The 13,778-nt window shown below is 56.9% G+C and carries 13 protein-coding genes; 2 read left to right on the top strand and 11 right to left on the bottom strand.

Features of this window, described 5'->3' with window-relative positions; all coding sequences use genetic code 11:
* Window positions 1–118: 118 nt before the first annotated feature.
* The 9 genes from NXS97_RS02735 to NXS97_RS02695 are packed head-to-tail and all read right to left on the bottom strand — an operon-like array spanning window position 119 to window position 8,370.
* Window positions 119–580 carry an NUDIX hydrolase gene (locus NXS97_RS02735; protein WP_013025805.1) on the bottom strand — a complete coding sequence of 154 codons (462 nt, stop codon included), beginning with the start codon at window positions 578–580 and terminating at the stop codon, window positions 119–121.
* Between the two features lie 35 nt (window positions 581–615).
* Window positions 616–1,812, bottom strand: a complete 1,197-nt coding sequence (locus NXS97_RS02730) for a PotD/PotF family extracellular solute-binding protein (RefSeq protein WP_029568782.1) — start codon at window positions 1,810–1,812, stop codon at window positions 616–618.
* 4 nt (window positions 1,813–1,816) lie between these two features.
* Complete coding sequence (locus tag NXS97_RS02725) at window positions 1,817–2,836, bottom strand: GTP-binding protein (RefSeq protein ID WP_014605819.1); 1,020 nt, start codon at window positions 2,834–2,836, stop codon at window positions 1,817–1,819.
* Window positions 2,837–2,859: 23 nt separating this feature from the next.
* Window positions 2,860–3,144: a hypothetical protein gene (locus NXS97_RS02720; RefSeq protein WP_116219741.1), complete on the bottom strand. Its 285-nt coding sequence runs from the start codon at window positions 3,142–3,144 to the stop codon at window positions 2,860–2,862.
* A 10-nt stretch (window positions 3,145–3,154) separates the two neighbouring features.
* The gene (locus tag NXS97_RS02715) at window positions 3,155–3,901 is read right to left on the bottom strand and encodes an SDR family NAD(P)-dependent oxidoreductase (RefSeq protein ID WP_116219742.1); all 747 of its coding nucleotides are present in this window, start codon (window positions 3,899–3,901) and stop codon (window positions 3,155–3,157) included.
* A 9-nt stretch (window positions 3,902–3,910) separates the two neighbouring features.
* Window positions 3,911–4,684 (bottom strand): SDR family NAD(P)-dependent oxidoreductase, encoded by a 774-nt coding sequence (locus tag NXS97_RS02710; protein ID WP_014593742.1) that lies wholly within the window; start codon window positions 4,682–4,684, stop codon window positions 3,911–3,913.
* A 9-nt stretch (window positions 4,685–4,693) separates the two neighbouring features.
* Window positions 4,694–6,064 carry an MFS transporter gene (locus NXS97_RS02705; RefSeq protein ID WP_014593743.1) on the bottom strand — a complete coding sequence of 457 codons (1,371 nt, stop codon included), beginning with the start codon at window positions 6,062–6,064 and terminating at the stop codon, window positions 4,694–4,696.
* A gap of 34 nt (window positions 6,065–6,098) precedes the next feature.
* The gene (locus NXS97_RS02700) at window positions 6,099–6,974 is read right to left on the bottom strand and encodes a polysaccharide deacetylase (RefSeq protein WP_116219743.1); all 876 of its coding nucleotides are present in this window, start codon (window positions 6,972–6,974) and stop codon (window positions 6,099–6,101) included.
* Between the two features lie 19 nt (window positions 6,975–6,993).
* Window positions 6,994–8,370 carry an amidase family protein gene (locus NXS97_RS02695; RefSeq protein ID WP_014605814.1) on the bottom strand — a complete coding sequence of 459 codons (1,377 nt, stop codon included), beginning with the start codon at window positions 8,368–8,370 and terminating at the stop codon, window positions 6,994–6,996.
* A gap of 284 nt (window positions 8,371–8,654) precedes the next feature.
* Between NXS97_RS02695 and NXS97_RS02690 the strand changes: the two genes are divergently transcribed.
* Both NXS97_RS02690 and NXS97_RS02685 read left to right on the top strand, forming a co-directional pair.
* Window positions 8,655–9,701, top strand: coding sequence for a GntR family transcriptional regulator (locus NXS97_RS02690; RefSeq protein ID WP_019105199.1), 1,047 nt, complete (start codon window positions 8,655–8,657; stop codon window positions 9,699–9,701).
* Window positions 9,702–10,065: 364 nt separating this feature from the next.
* Window positions 10,066–11,946, top strand: coding sequence for a M48 family metallopeptidase (locus tag NXS97_RS02685; RefSeq protein WP_181901416.1), 1,881 nt, complete (start codon window positions 10,066–10,068; stop codon window positions 11,944–11,946).
* Window positions 11,947–12,027: 81 nt separating this feature from the next.
* On the opposite strand, the gene NXS97_RS02680 is transcribed toward NXS97_RS02685, so the two are convergent.
* Together NXS97_RS02680 and NXS97_RS02675 are read right to left on the bottom strand one after the other, a co-directional pair.
* A complete protein-coding gene (locus NXS97_RS02680; protein ID WP_015700278.1) occupies window positions 12,028–12,417 on the bottom strand; it encodes a RidA family protein in 390 nt (129 codons plus the stop codon).
* A 10-nt stretch (window positions 12,418–12,427) separates the two neighbouring features.
* Window positions 12,428–13,759 carry an FAD-binding oxidoreductase gene (locus tag NXS97_RS02675; RefSeq protein ID WP_116219745.1) on the bottom strand — a complete coding sequence of 444 codons (1,332 nt, stop codon included), beginning with the start codon at window positions 13,757–13,759 and terminating at the stop codon, window positions 12,428–12,430.
* Window positions 13,760–13,778 lie beyond the last annotated feature (19 nt).

Raw genomic sequence — 13,778 nt, 5'->3', positions numbered from 1 at the left:
TTTCAAGTATCGTCGATATGTCTTATTTATGGGCTGGATAATTGCATGATCGTATCGCTATAAACGGGTTAACCGACCTTCTTCTGGCTTAGTCAGTTTTTTCCAGCATTTATTTTTTCTACTTCCCAGATGAATCTGAATCCATGCTGGTCAACATTTCTACGAGATTGTCTGGATATACCGTTTCGGTTGTGGCATTAAGTGCACTAATCGACCACCAGTGATAGCTGGCAATAACCGACTTTTCGTTTTCACTCCAACCCAGGGTATCAATCTCGTCTCCCGAGACATTAATGATAAAAAAACGCTCATGTGCCTGAACGCGTTCGCCCGAGGGCAGCGTCATGACAAAGCATCGCTCTCTTCGGGACGGGCCAGGATCGTTCCGGCGAATACCGGTTTCTTCATAAAGTTCTCTGAGCGCCGCCTGCTCGAAGGATTCGCCCTCCTCTACGCCGCCGCCCGGCGTTGCCCAGTAAGCATGGCCTGCGAGTGCATCCTGTGTATGCACAAAACGAAACAACAACAGGTTATGCGAAGCATTGAGGATCAGTAGTCGGGCCGAGCGGCGCGTACGCATGCCTTCTTCCTTCTGTTTTAGCTTGGCGCAGTCCTTCAACTGGCCCGCAAAAAATCCTGCCAGCGGCGCGTCAGGTAGTTATGTTCATCCATTACGGCGTTCCAGACGGCAATATGGCTCATGCGCGCGTCGTAGCTACCACCGTCGCGCACTTCACCCTGGGGAATCAGCGGTGCGCCCCAGGCATCCAGTAGCACCTCTCTCGCAGGCTGGCCGCCGTACCAGAAATCCCACTCTGCAGCTGACAGATGCGCCCGGCTGCGTTCCGCGTTGGAGATATAGTAACCCTGCCGCGCCATCACTGCGCCAGGCCAGCCGGACTGCCACCAGTTTAAATAGTCGTAGGCAGCGTCTTTGATTCTGCCGGTCGCGCAGCGCGAAAGCGACATGCCGCCGTACCAGGCGCGGTAACCTTCACGCGGGCGTGCCATTTTATAGCCACGTTGATGAAAGTGATGACGGAAATAGATGGGCGCCCACAGGCTCTGCACTTCCACCTGCTGATTGGCAATGAGGTCGCAGGCTTCATCCTGGGAGGCCCAGAATGCCGCAAAATGCCCGTTACGATTGAGGCGCGCCAGTTGCTGCGTCAGCAGGTCGATCTCTTCGAGCGTAAGATTGCCCGTGTTGGCAAAGCGCGCCAGACCTGCGCCCTGCATGGCAAGCGCCGCATCGATGCCGCCCATTGCCGCATCTTCCTGTAAGGCAACCTGGCCCGTTAGTGAAGGATGCAACAGCCATCCCCAGCTTTCCTCCTGCTGCTGTAACGCGGTCGGGAGCCTGTCGGCGTGATAGGCAAAGCTGTCAACGTTGTGCGTCAGCGGCAACATGCTGATGTGATCGCTGGCATGGCTGCCCAGATGCCTGTCGCGCTGCACATAAAGCCGTTCAGAGGGCACGCTGCCGTCAGCGAGCGGCAGATCTGGACGCAGCCTGCCGGTTTTAGCCAGCGGGGTGATCTCGTCCCAGTATTTAAGTCGTTTAATCTCCAGCGGCTGAATGGCCTGCGCGGGCCAGACAAAATCAATATTGTGAAACCACTGATCGTAAAGGTCATAGCTCTCAGGCTGCATGACGGCAATGCGCTGCGCATCTTCCACACTGTGCAGCAAATATTCAATGCGAATGCCCAGATCTTTCTCGGCGCTGACGCGTAGCATTTCGAGCAACGTGACGGAGGTCCCGAGCACGCGTAAAGTGAGTTGATCGTTGACCTTCGCTGCAGAATTCATCGTTTTACCTGTCCTTTAACGCCTGCTGGAAGCGGTTAAATCCCTGTTTCAGCCGCTCTGCGTCGAGTCCGCGCAGAATAAAAACCAGTTTGGAAGTGTCTAAATCCCCCGGCCAGTCGTTCATATGTATGGGCGGATGCAAGGTATGCTGAACGCCGTGAATCACCACCGGCGCACTGGTGCCGCTAAAACGCAGAATGCCCTTCATTCTCAAGACCGATTGCCCATGGCTATGTAACAGCATTGACAGCCAGATAGCAAACGCGGGCCAGTTCAGTTCGTCTTCCAGAGTGATCACGCAGGTCTGGGTTAGAGGGTGATGATGCGTTTTTTGTCCGGGAGTCAGATTGTAGCGGGCATCGCCCACGGCACCAAGCCAGCGAAACCGCTGTGCGTGCGTTCCTTTGGCGAGGCGAAGCGCGAATAACTGCCCGGGTTCGGCCAGCGCATGTTGCGTATCGCTCAGCTCCGCTAGGGGGTTTAAACCGCCAAGCCATGTCTGGAGGGCGAGCAAACCGTCGTGATCGATCCGATCGCATTTGCTGAGCAGCAGTTTGTCAGCCGCGCTCACCTGGGCTAACCATTCGGGCTGATGGGCCGACTGTAAACGGGCGTGCTCTGCATCGACCAGCGTCACCAGCGTGCCCTGACTGAAATGGTGTTTAAGCTGCGGATCGTGCAGCAAGGTTGACAGAATGGGCGCAGGATCGGCCAGCCCGGTGGTTTCGAGTATCACCTGACTAAACGGTGGTAGCTCGCCGCGCGTACGGCGTTCGTAGAGGTCCAAAAGCGCCGTTTTCAGTTCACCGCGAATCTGACAGCATACGCAGCCGCTGGGTAACAGCACCGTATCCGGTGCCACTTCATTTAACAGATGGTGATCAATCCCGACTTCGCCAAACTCATTCACCAGCAGCGCAACATCGTTAAGATTCTGGTGCGTCAGCCAGCCCTTCAGCAACGTGGTTTTACCACTGCCGAGAAAGCCGCTCAGGATATGCAGCGGCAGTTTTTCATTTCGCATCGCGGACTCTCCGTTACTCGCCATCAAAGCGCCGCCAGCCAGGTCTCATCCAGCGGATCGAGAGTGCGTCGGGTCATCTTCTCGGCTTCTTTCCACAGCAGGTCCAGCGAGCTCACCATGACCTGCTGCCCCGTGGGACTGGACAGCACCCAACTGGTGTGAAACTCGGTTAAGCTCAGTCGCCAGGGCTTAAGCGCCCGGTTAAGCAGCGCCAGCTGCTGCAGGCGTAGCTGACGCTGGGGCCGATTGTTTTCCAGCGCATCGCTCCACTGCGGCCCATTATCCAGCAATCCGCACATTCCACACATCGCGTGCTCCTTAGGGCATTACATCGCCAGAATTCGGCCCCAGCGTCTGACCGACAAACAAGTTGCCGCCCGGCTCACTGGCCAACAGCAGCGCAACCGGTGCCACTTCTTCTGCCCGGCCGAAACGCCCCAGCGGTAGCTCAGCGGCCTTGGCGGTTTTCCACGCCTGATTGATGCCATCGATCAGCGGGGTTTCAATTGGCCCCGGCGCGATCGCGTTCACCAGCACGTTATCGGCAGAGACTTCCAGCGCCAGAGACTTGGTAAAACCAATCACACCCGCTTTGGCGGCGGCATAATGGCTCAGTTCTGCGCCGCCCTTTATTCCCAGTTGCGAGGCGATATTGATCACCCTTCCCCAGCGCTGCGCCAGCATGGAAGGCAGCGCACGTTGGGTGGCGAGAAAGACGCTGCGTAAATCCACCGCCATCATCTGCTCCCACATGGCCAGCGTGATATCCGTGCAGCGGGCCTGCGTGAGCATACCGGCATTGTTAACCAGAATATCAATCCCATCGAACCGTTCCAGGCAGGCATCAACGCCCGCCGTGGCCCCGTCGACCTCCCCGACATCCGCTACCACACCAAAACAGGGCACACCTAAGGCGCGACAGCGTGTCACCATGGCCTCCAGATGCTCACTGTTCCGGTCGGTCAGTATCAGGTGTGCGCCCTCGCGGGCGAACAGCGTAGCGATGGCGGCCCCGATTCCGCTGGCCGCCCCGCTGACAACGCAGCGTTTGCTTGCTAACTGCATACTCTCTCCTTAATCAGGCCAGCGGACGGTCAGCCCGCCGTCGACAATCAGGCTTTGCCCGGTGAGATAACTGCTTTCTTCGCTGGTGAGAAACGCGATTGTTTTAGCCACCTCGTCCGCCCGGCCGACTCGCCCAAGGGGAATCGCGTGCGCCGCTTTGGCCAGCCCTTCCGGGCCAAGCGAGTTGTGTTTATCCAGCGACTGCGGCGTTTCGATCAGGCCGGGAATAATGGCGTTACAGCGGACGCCGCGCGGGGCCAGCTCCACCGCCAGCGACCGGCAAATGCCCGGTACGGCGGCTTTCGCCGCCGCGTAATGAGCATGGTCCTGCCAGCCATAAACCCCGCCTGCAATCGATGACACGGCAACCAGGCTGGCCCCAGAATGCAGATGCGCGGCGGCAGCGCGGAACAGCCGCATCACGCCCGTCAGATCGACATTCAGCATCTCATCCCAGTGCGAATCGCTCATCTCATCAATGCCTGCGCGGCGCAGAATGCCGGCGTTAGCCACCACGTAGTCAAGCCGACCAAAGTGCTGAACGCCCTGGGCGATAAATGCATCGACGGAGGCGGTGGAGCCAACGTTGAGCGGCAGCCAGAGTGCCTCTCCGCCCGCGGCTTCAACCTGTGCTGACGCCAGCGCCGGATCGTGCGGATCCTGCGGGTAATAACCCGCAATCACCCGCACGCCACGCTGCGCATACAGCGTGGCCAGCGCCAGACCAATGCCGCTGGCGGCACCGCTGATAGCGGCGACCGGCGTGCCTTTTTCATTCTGCATATGCTGTCCTTAAGCCTGAGGCTGGGTCGAGGTGGCGTTGACCTGGGTATCCAGTTGCGCCGCCGGTCGTGCAAACAGAATAATGATGCCGGAGACAAAACAGGGTACGGCGCCGAACCAGAGAGCGGCTTCCTGCCAGTGGCCGCCCTGACTCAGCACCGAGGTGGTACCAATACCGGCTACGATGGCACCGACCGGTCCCATCGCCATGATGAGGGCACCCGCTGTCGCGCGGATTGCGGTAGGAAAGCTTTCACTGATAAAAAACAGGGCAGCGGCATAGGGTCCGATCAGGAAGAACAGACCGACGCTGTACAGCGCAACGATGATGGCAAAGTTGTCCGGACAGAACAGCATGGCGGCAAAGGCAATACCGCCCAGCATCCAGCCTCCGGCAATGGTGTTGCGGCGGCCAATCCGATCGCCGAGCCAGCCGTGCGCCAGGTAACCGCAGTAACCCACCAGATTCGACAGAATCAGGATCAGCAGCGAGTTATTGAACGACACATCGTGGGTTTTGGTGATGACCGTCGTGCCCAGCACGCTAAAGATCTGGATTGCGAACCAGTTCAGCAGAATGGCAATGCCGAGCACTAAGGTCGAACGCAGGGCGGTGCCACGAAACGCCGAAGCAAAACCCGATTTAGGCTGATCTTCATACGGCACCCGATAGTCGGCAGCCACCTGACGGGCATCCTTGTCTTTGCCCTGCTCGCGCAGCGTTTTGATTTTTTTCTGCACTTCAAACTGTGGCGTTTCTTTGAGTCTGAGCGCCAGCAGCGCAATGACCAGCGAGGGGAACGCGGCGAAAATAAAGCTCCCCTGCCAGCCAATGATCGGCAGCAGAATCGCGGTCAGGGCGGATGCGACCAGCGCACCCACCGGCCATCCGCCCTGCACCAGGCTGTAAACGAAGCCCTTGCGCTTGTTGAGTTTAGGATCGTCGAGTGCGGTATAAAGCTCAGATAAATAGGTGGCGTTTACCGTCTGCTCTGCATAGCCCAGGCCAGCGACGGAGCGAATAGCGGTTAACGCGCCCTTGCCCCACAGGCCGCCGATTGCGGTCAGCAGCGAGCACAGCGCCGCGCCACCCACCGTAATCACGATGCCCATGCGACGCCCCAGCCGGTCGACCAGTGGCCCAATGGCCAGGGCGATGACCGCCCCGCCGAAAGCGACCCAGGTGGCAATCTCCGACTGCTCAACTTCACTCCAGCCAAAATGGCCGCCGATTTCCGGCAGTAACGTGCCGAAAAGAATGAAGTCGTAAACGGCAAAAATCCAGGCGAAGAAGGCAATCCATGTGGCGAATTTCACATCCCTGATGGTTAACTGCTGTGGCTGCCAGCCGTTAACGGATTTTTTTTTGTAGATGCTCATGTCGTGATCGCTCTGCAAGATAAAGGAAAGAAACTTAACGCGGTTTGCGCGCTAAGAAGTCATCTGCGATTTCGTCGAAGGTGACAAATCGCACACCCTGGTGGCTCTGGATGTACTTGATCAGACGTTCCAGCATCAGCAGCACCTGCGGACGACCTGAAACGTCGGGATGAATGGTCATGGTAAACACCGCGTAGTCATTTTCGCGATAGACCCAGTCGAACTGGTCGCGCCAAATCTCTTCCAGATGACGGGGGTTCACAAAGCCGTGGCTGTTTGGCGATTTTTTGATAAACATCATTGGCGGCAGGTCATCGAGATACCAGTTAGCGGGGATCTCGACCAAATCGGTCTCTTCACCACGCGTCAGCGGCTTCATCCAGCTGTCGGGATGCTGGCTGTAATCAATTTTGGTCCAGCTGTCGCCGACGCGAACGTAATAAGGATGAAAGTCGTTGTGCATCAGACTGTGATCGTATTTGATGCCCTTTTTCAGCAGCAGCTCGTTGGTCACGTTGCTGAATTCCCACCAGGGAGCCACATAGCCTGTCGGACGTTTTCCGGATAGCTGGGTGACCAGCTCAATGCTGCGGTCCAGTACGGTTTCTTCCTGCGCGGGTGTCATGGCGATGGGGTTTTCATGGCTGTAACCGTGAACGCCAATTTCATGCCCTGCGTCCACCACCGCTTTCATCTGCTCAGGAAAGGTTTCAATGGAGTGACCGGGGATAAACCAGGTGGTACGCAACTGGTGTTCAGCAAACATTTTCAGCAGGCGCGGTGCGCCCACCTCCCCGGCAAACAGTCCGCGTGAGATATCATCCGGCGAGTCTTCCCCGCCGTAAGAACCCAGCCAGCCCGCAACCGCATCCACATCAACACCAAATGCACACAAAATTTCTTTAGCCATGAGTCTTTCCTCTAAGGAGTTAAGCGCAGACGGAATGGTCTGCCGTAAACGTGCCTGCGACCGTGCTGGCAGCGTGAAGAAGCCGGCGATCCTCGCCAGCAGGAAGGGAAAAAAGCAGGCTGGTATACAGCCCGTTTGCGTCTTTGCCGGTCGGCAAAGCGATTCCCGGCATATCCAGCAGACTGCCCGGCATGGTTAACCGCAGCGTGGCAAGATTGGTCTGGGCAAACAGGTCGTCGTCTTGCATCAAGGGGGCCAGTTCCGGTGCGGTGTGGGCAACGGTAGGCGTAATCAGCACTGCCCCGTCCAGTTCTGCCGCCAGTGCCTGTTGCCACGACTTGCGTTGCGCCAGAAACGTTTCAAGCACCGCAGGATCCTGATGGCTGGCGGCAAGCAGGCGTTCCCGCACGCGCGCATCCATCAATGCCGCGTCAGGCGAGGCTAACAGTTCGCGATGCAGCAGCCAGGCCTCACGTCCACCCGGCCAGCCTTTATCGGCAATCCAGGCCAGTGCCTGGTTAAAGGCCTGAAGTGGCGCGTGATCAATTCTGAACCCGGCGGCCGTCAACTGGGCTATCCGGCGACAAGCGTTCTCACGCACGGCGGGCTGGCACGCGGCAAGTAATGCCTCGTCCACACGAAAGTGCGGCGCAGGAAAGCGCATTTTTTGCGCGCCGCACAGAATGTCATCCAGGGCAATAGCATCACGTACGCTTCGGCATAGCGGCCCCACCGTGTCCAGCGAGTGCGCCAGAGGATAGACGCCCGTTGTCACATAGCGCTGGCGACTGGCGCGATAGCCGATCGTGCCGCTGAATGCGGCAGGAATCCGTATTGAGCCGCCGGTGTCGGTGCCAAAGGCGATACAGGCGAGACCTTCCGCAATTGCCCGTCCCGCGCCGCTGGACGATCCTCCGGGTGCAAAAAGCTGCGACGTGGTGCCCCGGATGGCCGGCGTACCAAAACTGGGATTGAGTCCAAGGCCGGAAAACGCGAATTCACTCAGGTTGGTTTTACCCAGCGTCACCAGTCCTGCTGCCGAACACTGTGCCACCAGCGCGGCATCCTGGGGTGCGACAGGGACATTGCTTCGCGTGGCCGACCCGGCGGAGGTCTGGCTTGACTGAATATCGAACAGATCTTTCCAGGCCACCGGAATACCATCCAGTGGGCTCAGCGGGCGGCACGCTTGCCAGCGCAGCGTTGAGGCTTCGGCCTCTTCGCGGGCACGGGCGGCGGTCATTGAGATGAAAACGGAAGGCGCGTTTTCAGCCGCTTTTAGACAGGCTGTGGTAAAGGCCAGCGGCGACAGGCGCTGTTGTGCATAGAGCGCACTGATTCCCAGCGCATCAATCTGACCAGCCATGAATAACTGACGAACATTTTCGGCCTGCACAGCATCACCTTTAAATGTATATTACGTTTCAATGTACATTTGAAGATAGCAATAACGGTGCCATAAAAAGCACTGTTAAGTTGCATAATTGTGATCATGTCGATCCTTATAATTAAATTTGATGTGTTATCAAGGGGTTATTTGCCGCATTTTCGATAATTTCGTCACGTCACAGATGAAATTGCACGCAGACATTAAATGTATTAATTTAAAAGTGATCCATTATTGGGCAAGGTGCACTACATCAGTGCTGTTGATAGCCTGCACCGGGAGTGCTGTCAGATATGCTAATGTGGCTGGCAGGACGGAGAGCAGAAGATGAAACAATGCAAAACAAGGTGACGGGAACGGACATGGACGATGCAGGCTCTGCGCGTTACGAAAGTATTCGCCAGGTTTTACTGAAGGTTTTTCAGCAGAATAGCGTGCCTGCGGGGCTGGTGCTGCTGGAAGGTCCGCTGGCGCAGCTGTTTGGCACCAGTCGTGTTCCCGTCCGGCGGGCGTTAAGCATGCTGCATGATGAAGGCTGGATTGCCCGTTTTGAAGGTCGGGGATTTATCGTTGCGCGCGATAATGAGGACGTTGAGCCGGTTCGCATTGCGCTGACGCGCGAGCTGTTCGGCCTTGAACAGCGCGACGAGCTGGTTGATACGCGCAGCACGGGTGAAAAAGTGCTGGAAAATCTGCAGGGGATCCTGTCTACCGCGATGGTATTCGGCTGCTACCAGGTGGATGAAACGGGCGCGGCGAAGCACTATAACACCAGCCGCGCGGTGATACGTGAGAGCCTGATGCGCCTGCGCGACAAGGGGCTGGTAGAAAAAGAGCCCTATTCTCAGTGGCTGACAGGCCCGTTAACCGCGCGCGAACTGGCTGACCATTTTGAAATCAGGGCGCATCTGGAGCCGGCCGCATTACGAAAAGCCGGGGAACGGTTAAGTGTTGCCTGGCTTAACGCGCGGCTGGATAACGTGCAAACCTGCCGGGGCAAACAGCTTAATGCCGCGGAACTCGAAATGCTGGAAGAAGATCTGCACATTCGCAGCCTGGAGCCTGCGGGCAATAAGCTGATGATGCAAATTTTACGGCAAAATCAATCGCCGTTTATCGTCACCCGAATCTTTTACGAGCGGCTCAGCATCCCTGTCGACAGCGCAATGCTGGATGAACACAGCCTGGTCTATGAATTTTTGCTGAAAAGGAACTGGGAACTGGCGGCCGCCTGTATGCGCGATCACCTTGAGCGGGCGCAGGTCAGAACATTACAGCGCCTGAAAGTCTTATCCGTGTTACCGGTGCCTGAATTGCCGGTCTTTATGGAGCGCCAGTAAGCCTTTCCAGCGAAAAAATCCAAAACCAAACGCGCCGCATTAATCAGGTTCAATCATAAATTATCAGACGAAAATCGCGTGACTGATGAACATGCGGCCATCCTGCCGCAGGATCGCTTTCCTGTGAGCCCTGCCGCGAGCCTCTCGCGTTGACAGATCGGCTGTCTGCCACCGAACGCCACGAGTGTTAAGAAGACGTAAAGTAATTGCTGGCTTATAATCCATCTTGCTCTTCTAAGACACGCACAAATAAGACACGCACAAAGCTGAAGCATGCTGAGACGGATCTCACGCCATTTTCCTGATGTCGGAAACGCCCTGTCAGTATCGCCAGATAATAAACAGCTTGTCCCCCCCACCGACAATGAGCGAGCGAACTATTGTGAATAAATTAACGGCATTGAAAAAAGGATATGCAAAAGTTTTCTTATGGCTTTTGCTCACGCTGTTTTTAACCCCTGCGATTACATTGGTTTTTGCTCACTACGGCAGTCACGAACTCGATCAGGAATACACCCAGATTTTTATCGATAATGCGCGTGCGCAGAATCAAAGTCTGGGTAAATTAATGCAGTTTCTGCAAGCCAATCCGCCTTCCAGCGTCTGCGGACCGGTCGCCGATAATTTGATTGACTATAAAAATGCCGTCTGTGGACCGGGTTCCGAACTGTCGCAATTTTATCTCATTGGCAAAGTCGCTCTATGGACGATGGTTTTCAGCGGCGTCATTCTGCTGATGATCCTTCTGTTCAGTGCGCTGGCATTTAAAAGCCGACGGGGGCAGTTACTCAGCCTCCGCCTGGCGCGTCCCTTTTTAATGCTGGCGTGCTCGCTGCAGGTGCTGGTACAGGGCGCCATGTTGGTGTGGCTTTCTTTCTGGGGCACCGCCTTTTTCACGCAAAAATACTATCCAAAGCTGGTGATCCTGGTCGCGCTGCTGGTGTTGGCTGCGATGTATTACATGATCAAAGGCATCTTTAAAAAGCTGCCGCCGGAGGAGAGCATTGAAGGCGACGTGGTCAGCCGCGAAGCAGCCCCGGCACTCTGGGCGCGTGTTGACGCGCTGGCGGCCAGCGTGGGCACTATCCCGCCGGATCACATCATCGCCGGTATCGATACCAACTTCTTCGTGACAGAAGCACCGCTGAGCGTGAACGACCAGCCACTGCAAGGCCGAAAACTGTATGTCAGTATTCCCCTGCTGCGTCAGCTGAGTACCGCGCAGGCTGACAGCGTGATGGTGCATGAACTGACACACCTGCACGAAGGCGATACGGCATCGGGTGCCTTGCTGGGTCCAAAGCTCCATCGGTTCGATATGTATACGCAGTTAATGAGCGAGAATCTGTCCACGCTTATTGTCTTTTATCCGCTCTATCTTTATCGCCTGTTCTTCGAACTCGCGTGGCAGCGTAACAGCCGTGAACGCGAATTTATCGCCGACCGGAACGCCGCCGCGCGCGTCTCCTCTGCGGCGATTATTGAATCGTTAATCAAAATCTCAGCCTATGCCAGCTATCGTTACGAAGTTGAGCGTAAGCTTTTTGCAAATAAAACGCTGTATGAAAATGCACCCGGGATCAGTCAGGCCATCGCCGTTGGCCTGCCGCAACACGTCAGTTCCGCGGACTTTGTCAGCACGATGCGTGAACAGAATATCCCTCATCCCTTTGATTCCCATCCCCCCCTGTCTGAAAGAATGCGCAACGTTAACTATGCCGTGGCAGAGGCGGATTACGCCGTCATCGCCGCGACATCACCGGCGGACAGTTGGGTCGATGTAATCCCGGTCGCCGATCAGATTGAGCAGCGGCTCTGGCAAAAATATGAGCGAGACTTCACCTCGCAACATGAAGAGAGCCTGGCCTGGCGTTACCAACCGACGGGTGAAGAAGAGACCGCGCTGGTCTTAAAGTATTTTCCGGATGTGCCTTTTACACTTAAAGATGGTTCGCAGATGATCATTACCTGGCAAGGCATCGTGCAGCCGCATTCAGCCGGTTTGCTTGAGTGGGATAACGTCAAAAATATTAACGTGCTGCGTCAGTTCGGCAGAGACAGTGTGTATGTGCAGCATGTTCAGCCCAATGCACAGGGCAAAAAGCGCAGCAAAATCCGCCTGCCCGGTCTGAAAAAAGAGATTGAACACGTTAAATACACGCTCAACTATTACTGGCATCGCCACCAGACGGTGCGGGCGCTGAAAGAGCAGGTGCAGCCGGAAACCCCGCAAGGCACGGCCTGACCTCTGCCGTCGCGGGCGCGCCTGCGACGGTTTTTATTTTTTTACGCCCCACGGCTGCCGGACAGGCTCACGTCCGGCGTTTTAGCGGCCCGTTGCCGCCGTTGCTTCAACCTCCAGCAGCACGCCGTAGTGGAGTTCCGGCACCGGCACGATAGCTCTGGCGGGTTTCCACTCGCCGAGCCATTGTGCATACAGCCTGTTAAATTCTGCCCACAGCCCGACATCCACCAGATAAACCCTCACCATCACCAGATGATGCTTATTGAGGCCTTCCTGCTGCAGGCAGGCCTCCAGATTGGCCAACACCTGCGACGTCTGCTCAGCAAAGGAGGCCGTGCTACGCATTTCTCCGGCTGGCGTGACCGGCAACAGGCCGGATATAAACATCAATCCCGAGGTCAGCGCATAGTGCGAATAGTGGCCCGGATGCGGTGTGTCCTGTATATCGCGCGCGTGTATTAATGGTTGCATCTTCACCTCTTTACATCATGCCCGGCTTTTTCAGCGTTGTGCCGTCGCGGAAACGGGAATAGCGGAACGCGGTGGGATCGACAATCGGCGCATCCCCGGTGACCAGGTCCGCCGTGAGACGTCCCGCACCGGGGCCAATACCAAATCCATGGCCGCTGTAGCCGCAAGACAGGATCAGCCCCGGAAGCTGCGGTACGGCAGAAATGACCGGAATGTCGTCCGGCATGCAGTCAATCACGCCGCCCCAGGCCTGAGTCACCCGCAGCCCGGCCAGCGCCGGAAACTCCCTGCCTATCGCCGCCAGCCCCTTTTCAACGATGCCGTCTGAAACCTGAGGATCCAGCACCCGAAGTTTCTCGAAGGGTGAAAGGCTATCCATAGACCAGCTTGCCCGGGATTCAGGGCCATGCAAAAACGATGAGAGCCGGATTTTGGTTTCCAGATTTAACCGGCGGGCTTTGTATAAGGGGAAAAACTCTCGGGCATAGCGTAAGCCCTGGAACCCCGGCTCCAGCCGTCCGGTTCCAGACAGCGCAATAGTATAACCGCCGTCCTGGCGTGGACGACAGGCAAAGGCATCCGTATAGAAAGGCAGAGTGAGTGGCTGCTCTGCAGGATGGGTACGAAACGCACTGCCAATGACGTTACCGGCGGGCAGATCGATGCCGTGGCGGCGGCAAAACAGCGATGTCCAGGCTCCCGTGGCGCATACGACCCGGGCGGTTTTGATCAGGCCGCGTTCGGTTATCACCCCACTGACCTGTCCTGCCGAGATATCCAGCCCGCGAACCGCACAGCGCTGAAACAGAAACGCGCCCTTTTTCACCGCGGCTTCCATCAGCCCCGGCGCGGCTAAAGCCGGGTCGGCATAACCGTCGTCAGGGGAATGTACGCCGCCATGCCAGTTTGTGGTACTGCCCGGCGTCATCGTTTTGGCCTCGGCGGCACTCAGCATTCGACTGCGAATGCCGTACTGCTTTGCCATCTTGCCCCAGTTATCCCAGTTGTGAATATCCTTCTCCGTTCGCGTGGCATAGACCAGCCCGCTGGCGCGAAACCCTACGTCCATCCCGATGTCGTCGCTCAGCGCATGCCAGCGTTGCAGGGCGTGCAGAATGAGCGGAATTTCCCGCTCGTCACGGTTAAGCTGACGGCACCAGCCCCAGTTACGGCTGGACTGCTCTGCGCCGACAAGGCCCTTTTCGATCACGGCAACCCGATAGCCTTTTTTGGTCAGCTCCCAACAGGTCGCTGCACCTGCAATCCCGGCACCGATAATCACCACATCCACCGAATCGGGGAAATGCGTACTGTCCTGAACAAGCCTGAGCGGTGCGGGCATCGTCTGTGATCTCCAGTAA

The sequence above is a fragment of the Pantoea sp. B623 genome, assembly GCF_024814475.1.
Taxonomy (GTDB): domain Bacteria; phylum Pseudomonadota; class Gammaproteobacteria; order Enterobacterales; family Enterobacteriaceae; genus Pantoea; species Pantoea ananatis.
The sequence above is the reverse complement of the archived record's forward strand: the minus strand, read 5'-3'. Positions and strand labels throughout refer to the sequence as shown.